This window comes from Lonsdalea quercina subsp. quercina (assembly GCF_000688655.1).
GTDB lineage: Bacteria > Pseudomonadota > Gammaproteobacteria > Enterobacterales > Enterobacteriaceae > Lonsdalea > Lonsdalea quercina.
The window spans coordinates 79,072-101,447 of the sequence record NZ_JIBO01000007.1; the positions used below are offsets into that span (position 1 = coordinate 79,072).

Consider the following 22,376-nt stretch of genomic DNA (forward strand, 5'->3'; position numbering starts at 1 on the left):
TGTTCCGGCGAGGAAAAGCAGATCCCCTTTCGATAAAAGCCCCGAGTTATGGTAAAAGTACCCCATATTTCTGATTCCAGACGTGGTCTCTGTCTCTCATGCGTTCAACCGTCGGCACCAACCCCATTTCCCTCGACTCTCCCCTGACGGATAAAGCCGTACAGGCCGCCACACGCGTCGGTTTTTTGATCTCCGGCACGGCCATATCCTGTTGGGCGCCGCTGGTGCCTTACACCAAACATCGGTTGCATATCAACGACGCCACGCTCGGCGTGCTGCTGCTGTGCATTGGCATCGGCTCGCTAATCTCCATGCCGATGGCCGGATTTTTGACGGCTCGTTTTAGCTGCCGACGGGTCATTTTTGCCTCCGGCTCCCTGCTGTGCATGCTGCTGCCGTTGTTGACGATGCCTGAAACGTTTCCGTTGATGGCGTTGATTCTGGGTTTGCTGGGCGCGATGCTGGGATTGATGGATGTCGCCATTAATGTCCAGGCCGTCGAAGTGGAGCGCGCCAGTCAACGGGCCTTGATGTCCAGCTTTCACGGCTTTTACAGCATTGGTGGGATCATCGGCGCAGGCTGCGTCAGCCTGCTGCTATGGCTGGGACTGTCACCCCTGCTGGCGACGTTGGCGATGGCATTGTTGATCTGGCTCCTGCTGTTTTGGTCGCAGCGTCATATGGTGCGCGCCACGTCGCGCGCCAACGGGGGGCCTTTGCTGGCGATACCGCGAGGATGGGTGCTGTTCATCGGTATTTTGTGCTTCATCATGTTTTTGGCTGAGGGCGCAGTCCTGGACTGGGGAGCGCTGTACCTGACTGTATTTCGCGGCGTCGATGCGCGTCAGGCCGGCATCGGCTTCGCCGCCTTTTCCATTACGATGACGCTGGGGCGGCTCTACGGCGATCGGGTGGTCAACCGTCTTGGCCGCTTTGCCGTCATCGCTGGCGGAAGCCTGTGCGCCGCCGCGGGACTGCTGCTCACGATTACCATCGATAATCCTATCACCGCCATCGTCGGCTTTGCGTTAGTCGGTCTCGGCGCGGCCAACGTGGTGCCTATCCTGTTCACCACCGCCGGTAATCAAACGATTATGCCGCCGCATCTGGCTCTGGCGTCCATCACGACGATGGGCTATGCCGGTTCTCTGCTTGGTCCGACGCTGTTAGGATTTGTTGCTCAGATCAGCAGCCTGTCGCTGGCGCTGGGCGTTATCGTTATGCTGTTGCTGGCGGTCTGCGCCAGCTCTCGCGCCATCATCCGTTCGTCTGGAGATTGATTGACATGCCCGCCATCATCATGCGTTATTTTTCTCTGTTTGTTTTACTGTTACTGCTGGTGTTCGGGGCGTTCAGCTACAACTATATCAATGGCTGGATGACGGAGAAGAAGTATGCTCTGACCGACATCGCTGAAAGCATGCAGAAGCGAATCGACACTTATCGTTTCTTCACAGACCAGATTTATAAAAATCTGCTCGTGGACGCCCCGCTCCCGTCCGAAGGCGCGGTAAACGTCATTACGCTGGTGCCCAACGTGTTTTACGTCGAGCAGCGCGGTCAGAAAACCGATACGCTGATTTTCGGCCAGCACGAGAAGAGTACGCTCTACTCCATGCACAAAATTTCGCAGTATCTGGACATTCTATGGGGCGCGAAGACCGACGTGTTTTCGATGTACTATCTCAACGGCAACGATAACAGCCTGACGATGGTCTCCACCCAACCGCTGAAGGACGTCTCTTCCCAGTTTCGCGGCAGCTATATCTCTGCGCTGATTGAAGCCCGCAAGGCGGAAATGCTGCAACAGGCGAACGCGCTGGACGAACGTGAAAGCTTCTCGCCCTTGCGCAAGCTGCGTTTTTATAACAACTACTATTTCACCCTGCGCACGACTTTCAACCAGCCGGGGCATCTCGCGACGGTGATTGCCTTCGACCTGTCAATCAATGATTTAATCCCGCGCAACATGGAGCGGGAAAATCTCATGCTGCGTCAGCAAACGCTGCCGATGAGTATGGAAACCGGCACCGAAAACGAAACGCCGACCGACATCCGCCTGGAAGGTACCATGGTGGAAGTGTCCGCTCAATTGACCAACGCGCCGCTGAAAATGGTGTACAGCATCCCGCTGGACCGTCTGATCACCGACATGCTGCGCACCAATATCTGGATGATATTGCTCAATCTGACGCTGCTGCTCATCGCGCTAATGGGCTTTTACGCTTTTCGACGCCACTTTTCCCGTCCCCGTGAAGACCTGTCGTATCGTTTGAAGAAACAGCAGAACATGTACACCGAAATTATCGGCCACCTGCCGGTGGGCGTGCTGGTCTATGACTTCAGCGCCAATAAAGTGGTGGTGGCGAACGCACTGGCGGAACGACTGTATCCGCACCTCAGCCTGAAAAAAATTGCGACGCTGGCGGAAGAACATCAGGGCGTGATTCAGGCCACCGTCGATAATGAGATGTATGAAGTTAGGCTGTTCTACAGCCTGTTCGCGCCGGACTACTGCCTGTTCTTACTACGCGAACAAGAGCAGGAAATCGTCATCAACAAGAAACTCCAGCTGGCGCAGCAGGAGTTTGAAAAGAACATCGCCGTGCGTAAGCAGTTGTTCCACAACCTGAGCCAGGAGTTCAAACAACCGCTCAATGCCGTACATCAGCTGGCGCTGTCGCTGCGCAACGAGCAGACGCAGGACGAACGGCAGGAGTCGCTGCACCTGCTGATTAGCGAGGCCGCTTGCGCCCTGAGACTGATGGAAAATATCGCTCTACAGGCTCAGTTGGAAACAGACGAATGGGAAGTGGCGCACGCGCCTTTTTCNCCGCTTGCGCTCGTCGACGATTTACTGCTGACGTTATTGCCGCGCATACAGCAAAAAGGAATCAGCCTGTTTAATCATTATCAGCTGGATATTCGACAAACCTATCTCGGCGACGGTGAATTATTAAAGAAAACGCTTTCATTATTAATGGATTATACCGTTACGAATACGGACTACGGCAAAATTACGCTGACGCTGCAACAGCCTGAAAAGTCTTCGGGACAATTAGTCATACAAATTAACGATACGGGTACGGATGTTTCCGTCGAAGAACTCGATAATGTACGGCATCCGTTCGCCGCTCCGGCGCTTTCTGATCGATTCAGCCAAAATTCCGGATTAACCTTATTTTTATGTCAGCAGCTTTGCCACAAACTGGGTGGTCAATTGCAAATCAATCGACTGCCGGATTTAGGTACGCAATATACGCTGACGCTGAAAATGGACCCCGTCGAGCTTCCGGAGGAGGAAGAGGAAAAGCTGCTGGATGGTATTACAGTGTTACTGGATATCACCACGGATGAAGTACGGCAGATGGTTAGCCGCATGGTCAGCCAGTGGGGGGCGGAATTCGTCATTTATGACGAACGTCTGATTAATCAGGAAGCGGACCTCACGATTACGGATAACGCAGGAAAAGTCGCAGACGACACGCTGTTGGTGACCGGAGAAGACACTCAATGCGTTTCTCTGGGCAAACGGCGGCTGCGGACCAGCTACAACATCAGCCAACTGATGCTGGATGCTCTGCTAAAGCTGATCGAACAGCAGTTGGAAACGTCCACCGACGACAGCCGTCCGGCAACGGATGACGACATCGGTTTTTACGCTCGCCAATTGCGCAGCAGCGATTACTTTTCACTGTTCGTAGAGACAGTACCGGAGGATATGAACAGGCTGTATACTGAAATCCAAGGTGGCGATTTTGTGTCACTGGCTCAGACAGCCCACCGGCTCAAAGGCGTGTTTGCCATGCTGAATCTGCATCCGGGCAAACAATTGTGTGAAGTCCTGGAACAACTAATAACCTCGCAGGATAGTGTGCAGATAAAGAATAACCTTCAACAGATTGAACGTTTTGTCAGTGCATTACTACAGCAAGGTGGCCAACAATATGAGTAAACAACAATGAACAACATTAATGTAATTATTGCAGACGACCATCCGATTGTTCTTTTCGGCATCAGAAAATCGCTAGAGCAAATCGAGTGGGTGAACGTCGTTGGGGAATTTGAAGACTCAACAGCATTAATCAATAATTTACCAAAGCTCAACGCCAACGTTCTTATTACTGATTTATCCATGCCAGGGGATAAATACGGCGACGGAATAACGCTGATCAAATATATCAAGCGTCACTTTCCGCAGCTGTCAATTATTGTTCTGACCATGAACAACAACCCAGCGATTCTTAGCGCCGTGCTGGAGCTGGACATCGAAGGGATCGTACTCAAACAAGGCGCGCCGACAGATCTGCCCAAGGCTCTGGCCGCGCTGCAGAAAGGCAAGAAATTCACGCCGGAAAGCGTGAGCAAGGTGTTGGAAAAAATCAGCGCCAGCGGCTACGGCGACAAACGCCTGTCGCCGAAGGAAAGCGAAGTGCTGCGTTTGTTCGCGGAAGGTTTCCTGGTGACAGAGATTGCCAGAAAGCTTAACCGCAGCATCAAGACCATCAGCAGCCAGAAAAAATCGGCCATGACCAAACTTGGCGTCGATAACGATATCGCGTTGCTGAACTACCTCTCCTCCGTCGGCGTGGCGTCGACAGAAAAAGAGTAAAGCCTTCTCCCGCCGATGACCTCGGCGGGCACTCAACGCTCAGGCTCTCCTCAGAGCCTTTTTTCGTTTCCCTTCCCTTTTCTCATCGCGAGCCAGACTTGCACGCGGCGAGGACGTCTGTCAGCTCTCCTTGGACTGTTCGGCGTTACTCTGGCGCACCAGATTGGCGTAATACGCCAGAGACTGTTGCAGCGTATCCAGCGTGACCGGTTTCGACAGGCAATTATCCATACCGGCTTCTAAACAGCGCTGCCGTTCTTCCGCCAACGCGNTGGCGGTCACGCCGATCACCGGCAGCGTCAATCCCATCTGCCGCATCCGTCGAGTGAAACCATACCCATCCAGATTCGGCATGTTGACGTCGGTCAGCACGATATCGACCTTATGTTTACTCAGCAGGTCGAGAGCATCCAACCCATCGTTGGCCGTAACCACCTCATACCCCAGCGATCCCAACTGGTCCGCCAGCAGACGTCGGTTAATCGGGTGATCATCCACGACCAAAATGTGGATATCGTCATTGTCGCAGCTATAGCTTGCCGACGCCGGAGCGGCGGACGTCGGCACCGGCAGCGCGTCTTTGCCACGATAAATGCGTTGCAGCAGCAGCGGCAGATCCTGCGGCGCTGAGGTACTGTGCTCCCAGCATCCCGGCGACACTTCCTGCGCCGAGCCCGTATGCGAACCGCTGATCAAAATGTGCGCCCGCGCCCCCAGGTTCTGTCTCAACGGATAGTCGCTGATGACAATCTCATCGGCCGCCACGGCCTGCCCGCTATAGTCCTGCACATTCAGGCCATGTTCCTGCAGGAACGCACGCAGGTAATTTCCCATATAGGCGTTGCGAATGCGCAGCCAGGCGTTTTTCCCCTGTAATAGCGGATTAATCACCGTCAGCGGATACTGGGCCTGATACAGTGGAATGCGAATGCCGAACTGGCTGCCCAGCCCCGGCGCCGACTCGATCGTAATGTCTCCGTCCATCAGATTGACCAGCTTTTCACAAATCGCCAGCCCCAGACCGGTGCCCTGAAAATGCCGCTGCACGCCGGTTCCCGCCTGGAAGAAGGGATCGAATAGTTTCATCACTTCGCGCGTATTGATCCCCACACCGGTATCCCGCACCAGAAACTCGATATACCCGTCGCGACAGCGCACCTGAAAGACGATGCAGCCGGTGTCGGTAAACTTGATCGCATTGCTCAGCAAGTTGGACAGCACCTGCTGCAAGCGTACGGGATCGCCCGAAAGGCTTAAAGGCACTTTGGGTTCGATAAAGCAATAGAGCGTCAAGTGCTTCTTGACCACCAGCGGCAGGTAGTTGCTCACTACGTGGCTGATTACTTCACGCGGGATAAACTGACAGTTTTCAATTTTCAGCTGCTCGGACTCGATTTTGGAGAAGTCGAGGATATCGCTGATGATTTTCAACAGCAGCTCAGACGAATTGTGCATGGCCGTCACCAGCCGGTTAGCGTCTTTCGGCAGCGTCTTCGTCTGCAGCAAATCCAGGTTGCCGATAATGCCGTACAAAGGCGTGCGCAGTTCATGGCTGACCGTCGCCAGGAACATGGATTTGGACTGGCTGGCCTGTTCAGCCGCGTTCGCCATTTCCTGTAGAGACTCTTCCATTCTGACGCGCGCGCTGACGTCCAGCAGAACGCAGATCGCTACGTTCTCGTTGCGATAGCGTGAATGCACAAAGCTGATTTGCAGGTGATGGTTACGACTGGTCAGAACATCCACGGATTTGGACTGCTGTTCGCAGATAATCTTGGTCACGCGAATACGGTCTTCGTAGGTCAGCAGGCTGAGATAGTTGTGGGCCAGCTCGTTACTCAGAATATTGGCGCCGTCGCTGATACGCAGGATACAGATCCCGACTGGCGCGGAGGCCACGATCTTGCGGTTGAACTGTTCGTTCTCCTCCAACTGAAACGCGTTTCGTTCCGCGGGCAAAAACATGCGCCGCTCCAGCACGCGGGTAATCACAAACAGCGTGATGGCGGACAGCAGATTCAGCAACGCCATGTTCATGATGAGAGAGTTGAGCGCCGCCAGAATGACTTCCAGCGGCAACGCGTACACGACGCTCAGCGTGGTCGGCTGTAACGCCTTTTTTAAAATCAGGGCGTTGTAGTTATTGATGTACCCGAAATAGGCGCTGACGTCCGGGTATGGTCCATTGATGTTATTGCGCGCCGCATCGCTGAACTGCATCAGCGTGCGATTGTTTTGGTCGAGCAGTTTAACGCTGAACGGCAGATCGCTGCTCAGCATAAAATCATCGAGACGTATGGGCTGTTCAATACCCATTACCGCCACCAGCTGGTTCTCCACATAGATCGGCATCAGCGCATAGAAATAGCCGGATTCGGACGTCAGGCCAGAGCTAACCCAGAACAGGCTGTCGTCGCGACGGGTCGACAGTGTGCTGTTACGCTGCCCCTGCAGGCGCTCCTGCACGTTTCTCACCAGACTCTCGCTATCCAGCGACTGGTTACGAATGCCGAAATCCACCAGACACTGCTGGCGTCGATCGACAAAGAAAATACGGTTCAGGTCGTAGACGGAAGAAAAATCGCGGTGCCACTGCTCAAAGAAACGGATGAGGGGCGTCAGCTGGGCGGGATTCTTCTCATACTCCGCAGTGCAATTGACTGACGACGACATACCGTAAATCGAATAGGCTTTCTCCTGCACCTCGGTAAGATGCTCCCGGCCGGAATTGGTTACGCTCAGCCGGTTGGTCGCCATGTATTTCAACTCGCGCGCCACATCGGTAGCGCGACGCATATATCCCAAAGACTGGTCGGCATTCAGGGTTAACAGGTGCCTCAGTTGCGACTCGCGTTCGTTCAGCGCCTTACTCAGATAAAACAGGGAGATCAATGCCCCCAGGAGCCATAGCGCCAAAGCCAGCGCCCGGAACAGATACCGGGAGAATTTCAGTGTGGTCTGAAATGAAGCTACAAATTTCAAGGGAATACCGTCAGGTTATGGGATAGAGAACTGCCGCCGAACCGGCGGCTACCACAGTACCGATCCCGCATAAAAAAAGCCAGCGCATCACACGCTGGCTTAGTTATCGCATCCGGAGGAACGCCTGCGGATTACTCGTCGTCTACGGCTTCATCGTCGTCGTTGTCGGATTCGTGCTCATCGCCTTCCTCTTCCAAACTCTCACCGTCGGCGATACCGCCAACAACGCCGTCCAGCTCTTCGTCTTCCACCGGTTCAGCGACGCGCTGCAAGCCGACGACGTTTTCGTCTTCGGCGGTGCGGATCAGCGTGACGCCCTGGGTGTTACGACCCACGATGCTCACCTCGGATACACGGGTACGCACCAGCGTTCCGGCGTCGGTAATCATCATGATCTGATCGGCCGTATCGACCTGTACCGCGCCAACGACCCGTCCGTTACGCTCGCTCNCCTTGATAGAGATAACCCCTTTGGTGGCGCGAGATTTCACCGGATATTCGCCCACCGCAGTACGCTTACCGAAGCCGTTCTGCGTGACGGTCAGGATGTCGCCGTCGCCGCGAGGAACAATCAACGAAACCACACGGTCGTCATCCTGCAGGTTGATGCCGCGCACGCCGGTCGCGGTACGACCCATGGCACGTACCGCCTGCTCGGAGAAGCGCACGACTTTCCCTGAGGCGGAGAACAGCATGACTTCGTTGCTGCCATCCGTCAGGTCGACGCCAATCAATTCATCGCCTTCATTCAGGTTAACGGCGATGATGCCGGCGCTACGCGGACGACTGAACTCGGTCAACGCGGTCTTCTTGACCGTACCGCTGGCCGTCGCCATGAAGATGTTCAGCCCTTCTTCGTATTCACGCACCGGCAGAATAGCGGTGATGCGTTCATTCGGCTCCAGCGGCAGCAGGTTGACGATAGGACGTCCACGGGCGCCTCGGCTGGCTTCCGGCAGCTGATAGACTTTCATCCAGTACAGACGGCCACGGCTGGAGAAGCACAAGATCGTGTCGTGGGTGTTCGCCACCAGCAGACGATCGATGAAGTCCTCTTCCTTAATTCGGGCGGCGGACTTGCCACGGCCGCCACGACGCTGGGCCTCGTAGTCAGTCAGTGGTTGATACTTCACGTACCCCTGATGAGACAGCGTCACGACGACATCTTCCTGGTTGATCAGGTCTTCGATGTTGATATCGGCGCTGTTCGCGGTGATTTCGGTGCGACGCGGATCGTTGTACTGTTCCTTGATCGCTTCAAGCTCTTCGCGAATGACTTCCATCAGGCGATCCGGACTGTTCAGAATGAACAGCAGTTCGGCGATTTGCTCCAGCAACGCCTTGTATTCGTCCAGCAGCTTTTCATGTTCCAGGCCGGTCAGTTTCTGCAAACGCAGATCCAGAATGGCCTGAGCCTGCTGTTCGGTCAGATAATAGTGACCGTCGCGGATACCGAATTCCGGCTCCAGCCACTCCGGACGCGCGGCATCGTCGCCGGCACGTTCCAGCATGGCCGCTACGGAACCCAGCTCCCAGGCATGTGAAACCAGAGCCGCCTTCGCTTCCGCAGGCGTCGGCGCCTGACGAATCATCTCGATGATGGGATCGATATTCGCCAGCGCGATGGCCAGACCTTCCAAAATGTGAGCGCGTTCGCGTGCTTTACGCAGCTCATAAATGGTGCGGCGCGTCACCACTTCGCGGCGGTGGCGCACAAATGCGGAGAGGATCTCTTTCAGCGTCATCAAACGAGGCTGGCCCTGATGCAGCGCCACCATGTTGATACCGAACGACACCTGCATCTGCGTTTGGGAATAAAGGTGGTTCAGGACCACTTCCCCGACCGCATCGCGTTTGATCTCGATGACGATGCGCATCCCGTCCTTATCGGACTCATCGCGCAGTGCGCTGATGCCTTCGATACGCTTGTCTTTCACCAACTCGGCCATTTTTTCTATCAGGCGGGCTTTGTTCACCTGATAAGGAATTTCGTGCACGATGATGGTTTCACGGCCGGTTTTCGCGTCCGCTTCGACCTCGGCGCGAGCGCGGATATACACCTTGCCGCGGCCTGTACGATACGCTTCTTCGATGCCGCGCTTGCCGTTGATGATGGCGGCGGTAGGGAAATCGGGTCCCTTGATGTGCTCCATCAGCCCTTCAAGACTGATGTTTTCGTCGTTGATGTAGGCCAGGCAGCCGTCAATCACTTCAGACAGGTTGTGAGGAGGAATGTTGGTCGCCATCCCCACCGCGATACCTGAAGATCCGTTGACCAGCAGGTTCGGAATGCGCGTAGGCATGACGTCTGGAATCTGTTCCGTGCCATCGTAGTTCGGCACGAAATCAACCGTTTCTTTGTCCAGGTCGGACAGCAATTCATGGGCGATTTTCGACATGCGAACTTCGGTGTAACGCATGGCGGCAGCGGAATCTCCGTCGATTGAGCCAAAGTTACCCTGTCCATCCACCAGCATGTAACGCAGCGAGAATGGCTGAGCCATACGCACGATGGTGTCGTAAACCGCACTGTCACCGTGGGGGTGGTATTTACCGATGACGTCCCCGACCACACGGGCCGATTTTTTATAAGGTTTGTTCCAGTCATTCCCGAGTACGTTCATCGCGAACAGTACGCGACGGTGTACCGGCTTCAGGCCATCGCGAACATCTGGCAACGCACGTCCGACAATAACAGACATGGCATAGTCCAGATACGAGCTTTTCAGCTCCTCTTCGATGTTAACCGGTGTAATTTCTCTGGCAAGGTCGCTCATGGAGCCGCTATCCCTCTATTAATGCATCTACCCGAGTTCAAAAGGTGAAAAAGTATATCACAAAGCGGCGTTTCGGGGGAAACTCCGCACCCCGCGCCGGGTTTTTACCGCCCGGCCAGGAGACCGATTTTTATGGCCTGCGCCGACGTACGTCTGTCCCCAATCGTCGGCTTCACTACAACAACCGCGGCAGGCCGGATATACTCACTAACAGCGAAAAATGACGATAAGGTTAGACATGCACATGAAGGCTGATTCCCATACCCAAANCGTCGACCACGACGAGATCGCCAAATTCGAAGCCGTCGCCTCCCGCTGGTGGGACCTGGAAGGCGAATTCAAGCCCCTACACCGGATTAATCCGCTGCGTCTGGGCTATATTTCCCGCCACGCCGAAGGCCTGTACGGCAAGAAGATCCTGGATGTCGGCTGCGGGGGCGGTATTTTGTCCGAAAGTATGGCGCGCGAAGGCGCCAAGGTCACGGGACTGGATATGGGGGGCGAACCTCTGCAGGTTGCGCGCCTTCATGCTCTGGAAAGCGGGGTCGACGTGCGTTACGTGCAAGAAACCGTAGAAGCTCATGCCGAGGTTCACGCTGGCGAATACGACGTGGTGACCTGCATGGAAATGCTCGAACATGTGCCCGACCCGCGTTCCATAATCGAAGCCTGCGCCCGTTTGGTCAGGCCCGGAGGTCAGGTGTTTTTCTCCACGATCAACCGTAACGCTAAGGCATGGCTGATGATGATCGTCGGCGCCGAATATGTCGCGAAAATGGTGCCGAGAGGAACGCATGATATCAAAAAGTTTATACGCCCCGCCGAACTGCTGGGATGGATTGATTCGACGCCACTGCGGGAAAAACACATCACCGGGTTGCACTATAATCCGCTGTTCGACACATTCAGCCTGGGCGGGAGTGTAGACGTTAACTATATGCTGCATACACAGCGTGAAAGCGCCGAATAAGCTGACGAGCCATGCCAGACGTTTGAGTTCTCCTTGTTCCCTCCGCATCTCATACGCTCTCATCATCGATTCGGGAGGACGGCATGACAGGAACCACGTCGTCCTTCCCGTTCCTGCCTAATGACTGCTGCTTTACAACTTGCCGCTGACACCGCCGTTCCTCCTCTTTGACTGATGGTGACGTCATCATTCGGTCGAGGACAAGGCAAAATTCGCGCTAACTTGATGTCTGTCCACGGCAGATGAATAAGATGCCGTCTTCAATATTCAGCGTTTTTAATAGATAAACGCAGTAGAAGTATTTTCGATATCCTTGTTATTTCCTCCAGATTATTCCTAAAAGGCTTTTTTTATTTAATGCTGCCCCAAGCTTCTCTTAGATCACAGGGGCGCCCCCCCTAAATATCATCACTCCATGACAAATGGATTTCCTTTAAGTCACCATTCGTAATAATCGATGCACATAAAAATTTCCGCAATAACGCGGATGTGACGAAGGATTTTATCGTAGTGGATTATTTATCATGATGAGCGGGGCTGGTGAGGTAATTATTCCCCACCAAAAAACGACGTCCTCCTTTTAGAATCGACCATTTCTATTGTCGTTACTTCCTTTGCTGGTAGAGCCTGACGATTTTCCGCTGGTGCTGCCATGCGATGGGCTGCCGCTACGGCTGGTCGCAGAGCTAGACGCCAACATAACCCAATGAGGCTGGTGGCCGGCCGCTGAGACATGGCTTTCGTTATTCACAGGAGCAGAATCGATAACGTCGGTGCCGGAATAGGCGTTCAAGGATGCCATTGATATTACCAAACCAGTAATGGAGCTCAGTAAAATAGAGGCTTTTCTATATTGCATATCGAATTTTCCTTATTCATAAATTTAATAAAACCATTTAAACATTAACCCAATACGAAAATATTAAAAATAAGTATAATGTAATAAATGTAACTCAATATGATTAAAACAAATAATTTGAATTTATTTTTAGCGCGATAGTTATAAATAATCATTATTACTTTATTTTCTTTTCCTGGCGAAAAAAAACGCTATGTGAAATATATTTACTCCTTTATTTATCAATCATAACCAAACCAGAAAATTAACATAAAAATAAGATGACTCTTCTAACACTCCAAAATAGATAATTATTTCTAATACATTTCATTAATAACGACAGGATGAACGAATACCCATCCTGGACAGTGATCAGATAAAGCCGTCCTACGCGCATCGATTCATTTCCCAGCGATGTCATTCTCGTTCGCGCCAGCGACGGCGGCCCCCTTCCTCCCAAGCCTTGCCGCGTAGGACTCGACTCGCGTTTCCGGCCCACGCCAAAACGACGAAAGTTTTAGAAATACGTTTGCCTGTAATTCAAAAAAAAGACCGTAGAGCGCGCAACCTCAGGGAAGAAAAGCTTTTTGCGCAACCGCGTCTTCTGGTGGCCAAATAACCAAACGCAGGACCAGATCAAAAAGTTGTTTTTTCCGTTCGAATAAGAATCCAGCATTCGATCAATTTTTTTTATTTTTTGTGGAAGAGGTTGACATAAAACAAAGCCGCATCGCGTCTGGGATCGGCTGGTTTTGCTCCATTCCATCTCAATGTCTAGGTCAAAATCTGCACGATGCACTCACTTGCATTAACATGTATTTCTCACTATCTTGTTATCAAAACCAACTCAGCACCCTATATGTAGTGTTTATCTTATGAATCAGACACTATTTTTCGCATGCAAAAATGCAGGCGAATGGGCTGCCAAGAACTCAAACAGGTATTCTCCCACATGAACCAGAGTCTGCTCGTAACCAAACGCGATGGCAGTAAAGAACGTATCAATCTGGACAAGATTCACCGGGTTATCACTTGGGCCGCCGAAGGGTTGCACAACGTGTCGGTTTCACAGGTTGAGCTGCGCTCCCATATCCAGTTTTACGACGGCATAAAAACCGCCGACATTCATGAGACCATCATCAAGGCCGCTGCAGACCTGATTTCCAAAGAAAGCCCGGATTATCAATATTTGGCCGCCCGCCTGGCTATCTTCCATCTGCGCAAAAAAGCGTATGGCCAGTTCGAGCCGCCCAAGCTGTACGATCACGTTGTAAAAATGGTCGACATGGGTAAATACGACCGCCATCTGCTGGAAGACTACACGCCGGAAGAGTTCGCCCAGATGAACGAGTTCATCGATCACTGGCGCGATATGAACTTCTCTTATGCCGCAGTGAAACAGCTGGAAGGCAAATATCTGGTACAGAACCGTGTGACCGGCGAGATCTATGAGAGCGCCCAGTTTCTGTACATGCTGGTAGCGGCCTGCCTGTTCTCCGGCTACCCGCGTGAGACGCGACTGAATTACGTCAGACGTTTCTACGATGCGGTGTCCTCCTTCAAGATCTCTCTGCCGACCCCGATTATGTCCGGCGTCCGCACCCCGACCCGCCAGTTCAGCTCCTGCGTGTTGATTGAATGCGGCGACAGTCTGGACTCCATCAATGCCACCTCCAGCGCTATCGTGAAATACGTCTCTCAGCGCGCAGGCATCGGCATCAACGCCGGGCGCATCCGTGCGCTGGGCAGCCCGATCCGCGGCGGCGAAGCATTCCACACCGGCTGCGTTCCGTTCTACAAACACTTCCAGACCGCGGTGAAGTCCTGCTCTCAGGGCGGCGTTCGCGGTGGCGCCGCGACATTGTTCTACCCGCTATGGCATTTGGAAGTCGAAAGCCTGCTAGTGCTGAAAAACAACCGCGGCGTTGAAGGCAACCGCGTACGCCATCTGGACTACGGCGTGCAGCTCAATAAGCTGATGTATCAGCGCCTGCTCAAGGGTGAAGACATTNCTCTGTTTAGCCCGTCCGACGTTCCCGGTCTGTACGACGCCTTCTTCGTCAACCAGGAAGAGTTCGAACGTCTGTACGTTAAGTACGAGCAGGACGACAGCATTCGGAAACAGCGTATCAAAGCAGTCGAACTGTTCTCGCTGATGATGCAAGAGCGCGCATCCACCGGCCGTATCTACATTCAGAACGTCGATCACTGCAACACCCATAGTCCGTTCGATCCGCAGATCGCGCCGGTACGTCAATCCAACCTGTGCCTGGAAATCGCGCTACCGACCAAACCGCTGAACGACGTTAATGACGAAAACGGCGAAATCGCGCTGTGTACGCTGTCCGCGTTCAACCTCGGCGCCATCGACAGCTTGGACGACCTGGAAGAGCTGGCGACGCTGGCCGTACGCGCCCTGGATGCGCTGCTGGACTATCAGGATTACCCTATCCCCGCCGCCGAACGTGGCGCAATGGGCCGCCGTACGCTGGGCATCGGCGTAATTAACTTCGCCTACTATCTGGCGAAAAACGGCGTCCGTTACTCCGACGGCAGCGCCAACAATCTGACGCACCGCACCTTTGAAGCTATTCAGTACTACCTGCTGAAGGCCTCCAACGTGCTGGCGCGCGAGCAGGGAGCCTGCCCGTGGTTCAACGAAACCACCTACGCGCAGGGCGTGTTGCCGATCGACACCTACAAACGCGATCTGGACACTATCAGCAATGAACCACTGCACTACGACTGGGAAGCGCTGCGCCAGGATATTAAAGCCCACGGTCTGCGCAACTCAACGCTGTCCGCGCTGATGCCTTCCGAAACGTCGTCGCAGATTTCCAACGCCACCAACGGTATCGAGCCGCCGCGCGGCTACATCAGCGTGAAGGCGTCGAAGGATGGGATTCTCCGTCAGGTCGTGCCGGATTACGAGCGTCTGAAAGGCCAGTACGAACTGCTGTGGGAAATGCCGAACAACGACGGCTATCTGCAATTGGTGGGACTGATGCAGAAATTCGTCGATCAGGCGATTTCGTCCAACACCAACTACGATCCGTCGCGTTTCCCATCAGGCAAAGTGCCGATGAAACAGCTGCTGAAAGATTTGCTGACGGCCTATAAGCTCGGCGTTAAAACGCTCTATTACCAAAATACCCGTGACGGCGCCGAGGATTCACAGGATGACCTGCTGGACGTCGCCGCGCAGGATGATGGCTGTGAAGGCGGCGCCTGCAAAATCTAAACCGCGCGCGAAAGTGTTTTCATTCTGTCGAATGATCGTTTCGTCATCGCCGGGTTATCAGTAAACTCAATAGAAACTGCCGTCTGCCCGACGGCAGTTTTCTGAATTTCTACAACGGACGCACAGTCCGTCCGAGGTCGCCGCAAACGGCGTTGAAAAATGCTTTGGCATTTTTTTGGAGATACCATGGCCTATACCACTTTTTCACAGAACAAAAACAATCAGCTGCTTGAACCGATGTTCTTCGGCCAGCCGGTTAACGTGGCGCGTTACGATCAGCAGAAGTACGAGATTTTCGAAAAACTGATTGAAAAACAGCTCTCTTTCTTCTGGCGTCCGGAAGAGGTCGATGTCTCCCGCGATCGCATCGATTATCAGGCGCTGCCGGATCACGAGAAGCACATTTTCATCAGCAACCTGAAGTATCAGACGTTGTTGGACTCCATTCAGGGCCGCAGCCCGAATGTGGCTCTGCTGCCGCTCATTTCAATTCCTGAGCTGGAGACCTGGGTGGAAACCTGGGCATTCTCTGAAACCATTCACTCCCGCTCTTACACGCATATCATTCGAAACATCGTCAACGATCCGTCGCTGGTTTTCGACGATATTGTCACCAACGACGAGATCCTCAAGCGCGCCAAAGACATCTCCGGGTTCTATGACGATCTGATCGAACTGACCAGTTACTACCATCTGCTGGGTGAAGGCACGCATCAGGTGAACGGTAAAACCATCGAGATCAACCTCTACCAGTTAAAGAAACAGCTGTACCTGTGCCTGATGAGCGTCAACGCCTTGGAAGCGATTCGCTTCTACGTCAGCTTTGCCTGCTCCTTCGCGTTCGCAGAACGCGAACTGATGGAAGGCAACGCCAAAATCATCAAGCTGATCGCCCGCGACGAGGCGCTGCACCTGACCGGAACGCAACATATGCTGAACTTGCTGCGCTCCGGCCATGACGACCCGGAAATGGCGAAAGTGGCGGAAGAGTGCCAGCAACAGTGCTACGACCTGTTCGTACTGGCTGCGCAGCAGGAAAAAGAGTGGGCGGAATACCTGTTCCGCGACGGCTCCATGATCGGTCTCAACAAAGATATTCTGTGCCAGTATATTGAGTACATTACCAACATCCGCATGCAGGCCGTCGGACTGCCGCTGCCGTTTGAAACCCGCACCAACCCGATTCCGTGGATTAATGCCTGGTTGGTTTCAGACAACGTGCAGGTCGCCCCGCAGGAAGTGGAAGTCAGCTCCTATCTGGTCGGACAAATCGACTCGGAAATTAATGCCGACGACCTGAGCGACTTCCAGCTGTAATCATGAGTACGCCCACCATCACCCTGCGCACGTCCGGTGCGCAGTTTGAGTACAGCGAAGAGGAAGACGGTACGTTGTTGGAGGCGTTAGAAACGCAGCGAGTCAACGTGGAGTTTCACTGCCGTTCCGGCTACTGCGGCGCCTGTCGCATGCGCCTTCTCAAAGGCGAGGTCATCTATGCGCAGACGCCGCTGGCATTCTTTCTGCCTGGCGAGATCCTGCCCTGCTGCTGCAAGCCGCTCAGCGACGNGGAGTTGGATATCTAGCCAGCCGCTTCGCGCCGCTGGCNCTCTTTATCCGCCCCCAGCGGCTTACCCNCCTGGGTTATTCCACCCGTTCTCGTCCTGATGACGCCAGGCCGATAAATGAGGTTCAATGACGGATACATGACGACCCCTCCCGCCGCTCTCCCCTCAGCGCAACCTCAACACAGCGATAACGCAACTCGAACCACCGCCCATTTCGCCACACATTATGAGTTACACTGAGTGGATAAAACATCAGGGAGAGTGGACTCAATGCTAACTTTTATTTCTGTCATTATCCTCGTTGCGCTGATTATCGTCTGGTCAGGCATCAAAATCGTACCCCAGGGCTACCAATGGACGGTAGAACGCTTCGGACGTTACACACGCACGTTGATGCCCGGCCTCAATTTGATGGTGCCCTTTATGGACCGCGTGGGTCGTAAGATCAACATGATGGAACAAGTGCTGGAAATCCCTTCTCAGGAGATCATCTCCAAAGATAACGCCAACGTCACCATCGACGCCGTGTGCTTTATCCAGGTCATCGACGCCGCGCAGGCCGCCTATGAAGTCAGCAATCTGGAACTGGCCATCATTAACCTGACCATGACGAACATTCGTACCGTGCTAGGTTCGATGGAGCTGGATGAAATGCTGTCTCAACGCGACAGCATCAATACTCGCCTGCTGCATATCGTGGATGAAGCCACTAATCCTTGGGGAATTAAAGTCACCCGTATTGAGATCCGCGACGTTCGTCCACCGGCAGAGCTGATTGAAGCCATGAACGCACAGATGAAAGCCGAACGAAACAAACGCGCCGATATTCTGGAAGCCGAAGGCGTGCGTCAGGCGGCCATTCTGAAAGCGGAAGGGGAAAAACAGTCGCAGATCCTGAAGTCTGAAGGTCAGCGTCAGTCCGCCTTTTTGGAAGCGGAAGCCCGCGAACGTTCCGCCGAAGCCGAAGCCCGTGCGACCCAGATGGTGTCTGAAGCTATCGCCGCCGGGAATATTCAGGCTATCAACTACTTCGTCGCGCAGAAATATACCGACGCATTACAGAACATCGGTTCAGCCAGTAACAGTAAAGTCATCATGATGCCGCTGGATGCCAGCAACCTCATGGGCGCCATTGGCGGAATTAGCGAACTGATTAAAGAAAGCCAGTCCGGCCGGAAAGCGTAATGATGACCGATCTACTGATGACCTATGCACGCTGGTTCTGGCTGACGCTCGGCGGACTGCTGCTCGCGGCGGAAATGCTGGGCGCAGGCGGTTATCTGTTGTGGAGCGGCGTGTCTGCGCTGTTGGTCGGCGTGCTGGTCTGGCTGCTGCCGTTGGGATTACCAGCGCAAGGTGTGGCGTTCGCGATCCTCACCGTGCTCACGGCATGTTTGTGGTGGTATTGGTTGCGTCAGCGTACGCTGCGCAGCCCGGCTTCGACGCTTAATCAGCGCGGTCTGCAGCTGGTGGGACGGCGGGCTAACCTGAGCGAGCCTGTGGTGAACGGTCTGGGACGCATCACCCTGGGGGATAGCAGTTGGCGAGTTACGGCTGACCGGGACCTGCCTGCGGGAACACCGGTCGAAATCGTCGCAATAGACGGCATTACGCTGCGCGTTCGCCCGCAGACTCGTTAGTGTCCGGTCCACGAGCCGTCTCCCGTCTGCCGTGCGACAAGAGGCTGTAGGGCGGTCATTAAGACTTCCGCCATCGTCATACGCCGATGGCGCTTATTTCTCGCAACCTACCCAATCTCGCTAGTGCAGGTCGTCTTCGTTCTATCCTCGTCTGCGCGTGTTCATGCGCCTTTTTAGGACTGGCCCTCAGTGAAAGCCAACGACCAGCGTGGCAGACTAAACCAACTCATCACGCCACACCGTCGCTCCCGCAATTACCGATACAACTTTTCCCGCTAAGCGTTTAGCATAACGTATTGATCTCTGGAGATGCCGCCATGAAGCCTTTATTACGCCGTATCGCTACGTTCCTCGGCTTAATCTCCGGGCGCAGCCTCGGCTACCCCGCGGTCGATATTGAACTCGCGGGTCATCGCTATCATCTGGTCGGTAGTATCCACATGGGCACGGTGGACATGTCGCCGCTGCCGGACGCGCTGCTCAAGCAGTTGGACGCGGCGACGGCGCTGGTGGTGGAGGCGGATATTTCAGNCAGCCGCTCGCCCTTCCCGCCAGTGGAAGACGCGCCGCCGCTGTCTGAGCGACTGGACGCCGAAGCGCTAAATCAACTGCAACAATGTTGCCATTCGCTGGCGCTCAGCTATGACAGTCTCGACCGCCTCCCTGCCTGGCAGATCGCGTTGTTGTTGCAGGCCAGCCAGGCGACCTCGCTGGGCTTGCGTCCGCAATACGGCATCGATTTTCAGTTGATCAACATGGCCCGGCTGCGGGGCTTGCCCATCATTGAACTCGAGGGCCAGCAGGCGCAGATTGAACTCCTCCAGCGACTGCCTCGCGGCGGACTGCCGCTGCTGGAAGATACCCTGACCCACTGGCACAGCAACGCCCGCCTGCTGCAAACCATGATTAACGGTTGGCTGGATTATAAAACCCTGCAATTGGATAATTTGCCCGACAGCTTCGGCAACGTTATGTCGGAAATATTGATGCAGCAGCGCAATCGACGCTGGCAGCAACAGCTGACGGCATTACCTGAGGGAAACTATGTGATCTCGGTAGGCGCGCTGCACCTGTTTGGCGAGGGTAATTTGCCCGCCCTATTGCGGGCGCACTCATTTTGACAGTATGTAAGGACAGAAATCATGACACCCGCAGTCAAGCTGCTTGAAAAACACAAAATCACTTTCACCCTGCACAGCTATCATCACGATGCCGATGAAACCAACTTCGGCGAAGAGGCTGCCCGTAAACTTGGGGTCAATAAGCAGCAAATATACAAAACGCTGCTGGTCGCGCTGAACGGCGATGCTAAAAATCTGGCCGTGGCGGNGACGCCAGTAGCGGGTCAGTTGGATCTGAAAAAAGTCGCTAAAGCCTTCGGCGCCAAAAAAGCGGATATGGCCGACCCACAATTGGCCCAACGTGTTACCGGCTATCTGGTCGGCGGCATCAGCCCTCTCGGGCAGAAAAAGCGCCTGCCGACGGCCATCGACATCGCCGCGGAGCCTTTCGACACCATTTTTATCTCCGGCGGCAAACGCGGACTGGACATTGAACTGGCGGCCTCGGATTTGGCTTCACTGCTCAACGCCGACTTTGCCGATATCGCCAAACGCGACTGACATTCTCAGGCCCGCATAACAAAACGGGCGACGCTGGNTTTCACCCACGTCGCCCGTTTTCTCACGCATTACGTCTTAGTGATAAACGATCTCGCCTTTCGGCGCATAGTCCGCCGGATTCAGCGGCGAATGTTGCGCGATGTACTCTTTGAGCACTTCAGCGTCGACAAAGCCGGTATTTACGAAATCAGAGCGCTTACTCACTACCGGGTAACCATCCCCGCCGTCCGCATTAAAGCTCAGCATCGCGATACGATAGACCTTGTCCGCCTGCAGCGGTTCGCCTTTGATCTTGACGTTTTTCACGCCGGTGCCGTCGGTTTCCAGGCTGACGTTGAAGAACTGGGCGTAAGCGCCGGCATCCACCTTGAAGTTAGCCACCGTCGCCAGATACGGCTCGACGTCGCTGCCTTTCATCTCGACATACACGACCGTGTTGCCGAAGGGCTGCACCTGCAGAATCGATTTATAGGTGATATCTCCCGCTTCAATGGAGTCACGGATGCCGCCGCCGCTCATCACGGCGAAATCAGCGTTTGTACGCTCCGCGATGCCGGAAAGCACCACGCGGGCCAAATCGGTCTGTTCAAAGCGGACTTTGCTGCGATCCCCTTCCAGACGCCCCAGCGTACTGCCGACTTTCACTTCCAGTTGGGCTTTGCCTTTCTCTTTAAACGGCGTCAACAGCTGCAGCATTTCAGGATTTTGCTTGATTTCCTGCGTGTAGTACTCGCTTTTGGTCGAACCATCATCTTGAGTCACGGTCTTCTTCAGGTTGATCGGGACCAGTTGATAGTGTCTCAGCGTCAGTTTACCGTTGCGGAACGTAAAATCGGCGCGACCCACATATTTCCCCCACTCATGCGCCTGCACGATCCATACGCCATTCTGACGATCCGGCGTGCAAGATGTGCCCGGCACATAATCCCAGTTTTTCTTGTTTCTGCTCGCCATGCACACGGGGTTTTGTGAATGTCCGCCGACGATCATATCCAGATAACCGGCTGGCAGGCTGCGCGCCATTTCAACGTCGCCGGGCGCGTTGTTGCCGTGATCGCCGTTGTCGTAGTGCCCCATATGCGTTGTGGCGATAATGACATCCGGTTTCTCTTGGCTGCGCAGTTCTTCCACCAACTGCTTGGCTTCTTCGGCCGGTTTGTGGAATTCCATATCGGTGAAGAACGCCGGGTTGCCGATTTTGGCGGTATCGTCAGTCGTCAGGCCGATAACCGCGATTTTCACACCTTGTTTGTTGAACAGACGGTAAGGCGTAAACAAACGCTGCTGGGTGCTTTTCTGATAAATGTTGGCGGAAAGGAGCGGAAAGTTCGCCCATTTTTCCTGCTGACGCAGAACGGAAAGCGGATTGTCGAATTCATGGTTGCCGATAGCCATCGCGTCGTAGCCTACCAGATTCATACCGCGAAAATCTGGCTCGGCATCTTGGAGGTCGGACTCCGGCACACCGGTGTTGATATCGCCGCCGGACAATAACAGCAGGCTCCCGCCTTTCCGCTGTACTTCGCGGCGGATAGCATCCACCGCCGTTTTTTGCGCGGCCAAACCGTATTCCCCGGCATCATTTTGCCAGAAGCGACCATGATGATCGTTGGTATGCAAAATAGTGATGTTATAGGTTTTATCTTTTTCCCATGCCTGTGCAAAAGGCGATGTTAGCGCCAGCGTCAGTGCGACCGCACAGCCCAATGCCTTTTTAGAAAAATCCATGGCAAATCTCCACAATTTAAACATTAAAAATACTTATAACTAAAGTGTACTTGTCGCTATTTAGAGGGTATTCACAGCTAATAACCGATAAATACATTAACATAAGTTAATCTTTAGCTTTTGACCTTCGTCATTTGCCAAGGAAAAACCGGTTATAACAGCCGCTGATGTCAGTGGTGATACGTTGAGGGAATGACACCCGTCGGTTTTGTATTTTGCAAAAAAGACGTTTTAGATGAAATTTTCTCTGCCTCCCCCCATAAGTGACTATTTTGTGGCATAGTAGATACATCAGGCAAATATAAACAGGCTGATCGCCGTACCCATTAGCCTTAAACCCGACATTTATGCTTTTTATCGTGATTTTTATTCTTTTATATCAAATATAAAACCTAACTATC

General features: G+C 53.8%; 14 protein-coding genes. 11 read left to right on the forward strand and 3 right to left on the reverse strand.

Annotated features, from left to right (window positions below; all coding sequences use genetic code 11):
- Nucleotides 1-98: 98 nt before the first annotated feature.
- The 3 genes from RZ35_RS07930 (at nucleotide 99) to rcsB (ending at nucleotide 4,612) form a co-directional block, all read left to right on the forward strand.
- On the forward strand, nucleotides 99-1,280 hold the full coding sequence (locus RZ35_RS07930) for an MFS transporter (RefSeq protein WP_036152967.1): 1,182 nt from the start codon (nucleotides 99-101) through the stop codon (nucleotides 1,278-1,280).
- 5 nt (nucleotides 1,281-1,285) lie between these two features.
- Complete coding sequence (gene rcsD / locus RZ35_RS07935) at nucleotides 1,286-3,955, forward strand: phosphotransferase RcsD (protein WP_026742820.1); 2,670 nt, start codon at nucleotides 1,286-1,288, stop codon at nucleotides 3,953-3,955.
- A gap of 6 nt (nucleotides 3,956-3,961) precedes the next feature.
- Nucleotides 3,962-4,612 (forward strand): response regulator transcription factor RcsB, encoded by a 651-nt coding sequence (gene rcsB / locus RZ35_RS07940; RefSeq protein WP_026738877.1) that lies wholly within the window; start codon nucleotides 3,962-3,964, stop codon nucleotides 4,610-4,612.
- A gap of 120 nt (nucleotides 4,613-4,732) precedes the next feature.
- On the opposite strand, the gene rcsC is transcribed toward rcsB, so the two are convergent.
- Together rcsC and gyrA are read right to left on the reverse strand one after the other, a co-directional pair.
- Complete coding sequence (gene rcsC, locus RZ35_RS07945) at nucleotides 4,733-7,594, reverse strand: two-component system sensor histidine kinase RcsC (RefSeq protein ID WP_026742821.1); 2,862 nt, start codon at nucleotides 7,592-7,594, stop codon at nucleotides 4,733-4,735.
- A gap of 131 nt (nucleotides 7,595-7,725) precedes the next feature.
- The gene (gene gyrA / locus RZ35_RS07950; RefSeq protein ID WP_026742822.1) at nucleotides 7,726-10,371 is read right to left on the reverse strand and encodes a DNA topoisomerase (ATP-hydrolyzing) subunit A; all 2,646 of its coding nucleotides are present in this window, start codon (nucleotides 10,369-10,371) and stop codon (nucleotides 7,726-7,728) included.
- A gap of 244 nt (nucleotides 10,372-10,615) precedes the next feature.
- On the opposite strand from gyrA, the gene ubiG reads away from it, so the two are divergent.
- The 8 genes from ubiG to ybaK all read left to right on the forward strand — a co-directional run bounded on the left by ubiG (nucleotide 10,616) and on the right by ybaK (nucleotide 20,247).
- Nucleotides 10,616-11,341 (forward strand): bifunctional 2-polyprenyl-6-hydroxyphenol methylase/3-demethylubiquinol 3-O-methyltransferase UbiG, encoded by a 726-nt coding sequence (ubiG, locus tag RZ35_RS07955; protein WP_026742823.1) that lies wholly within the window; start codon nucleotides 10,616-10,618, stop codon nucleotides 11,339-11,341.
- Between the two features lie 1,790 nt (nucleotides 11,342-13,131).
- A complete protein-coding gene (nrdA, locus tag RZ35_RS07960) occupies nucleotides 13,132-15,420 on the forward strand; it encodes a class 1a ribonucleoside-diphosphate reductase subunit alpha (protein WP_026742824.1) in 2,289 nt (762 codons plus the stop codon).
- 186 nt (nucleotides 15,421-15,606) lie between these two features.
- Nucleotides 15,607-16,737 carry a class Ia ribonucleoside-diphosphate reductase subunit beta gene (gene nrdB, locus RZ35_RS07965; protein ID WP_026742825.1) on the forward strand — a complete coding sequence of 377 codons (1,131 nt, stop codon included), beginning with the start codon at nucleotides 15,607-15,609 and terminating at the stop codon, nucleotides 16,735-16,737.
- 2 nt (nucleotides 16,738-16,739) lie between these two features.
- Nucleotides 16,740-17,003 (forward strand): class I ribonucleotide reductase maintenance protein YfaE, encoded by a 264-nt coding sequence (gene yfaE / locus RZ35_RS07970; RefSeq protein ID WP_026742826.1) that lies wholly within the window; start codon nucleotides 16,740-16,742, stop codon nucleotides 17,001-17,003.
- 252 nt (nucleotides 17,004-17,255) lie between these two features.
- The gene (locus RZ35_RS07975) at nucleotides 17,256-18,170 is read left to right on the forward strand and encodes an SPFH domain-containing protein (protein WP_026742827.1); all 915 of its coding nucleotides are present in this window, start codon (nucleotides 17,256-17,258) and stop codon (nucleotides 18,168-18,170) included.
- On the forward strand, nucleotides 18,170-18,625 hold the full coding sequence (locus RZ35_RS07980) for an NfeD family protein (protein ID WP_026742828.1): 456 nt from the start codon (nucleotides 18,170-18,172) through the stop codon (nucleotides 18,623-18,625). Before RZ35_RS07975 ends, RZ35_RS07980 begins: the two co-directional genes overlap by 1 nt.
- A 317-nt stretch (nucleotides 18,626-18,942) precedes the next feature.
- Entirely contained in the window at nucleotides 18,943-19,746 is an 804-nt protein-coding gene (locus RZ35_RS07985; protein ID WP_026742829.1) for a TraB/GumN family protein, read from the forward strand.
- 21 nt (nucleotides 19,747-19,767) lie between these two features.
- Nucleotides 19,768-20,247 (forward strand): Cys-tRNA(Pro)/Cys-tRNA(Cys) deacylase YbaK, encoded by a 480-nt coding sequence (gene ybaK / locus RZ35_RS07990; protein ID WP_026742830.1) that lies wholly within the window; start codon nucleotides 19,768-19,770, stop codon nucleotides 20,245-20,247.
- A 75-nt stretch (nucleotides 20,248-20,322) separates the two neighbouring features.
- Here the strand turns inward: ybaK and ushA are convergent, their stop codons facing one another.
- On the reverse strand, nucleotides 20,323-21,975 hold the full coding sequence (gene ushA, locus RZ35_RS07995) for a bifunctional UDP-sugar hydrolase/5'-nucleotidase UshA (protein ID WP_026742831.1): 1,653 nt from the start codon (nucleotides 21,973-21,975) through the stop codon (nucleotides 20,323-20,325).
- Between the last annotated feature and the right edge of the window lie 401 nt (nucleotides 21,976-22,376).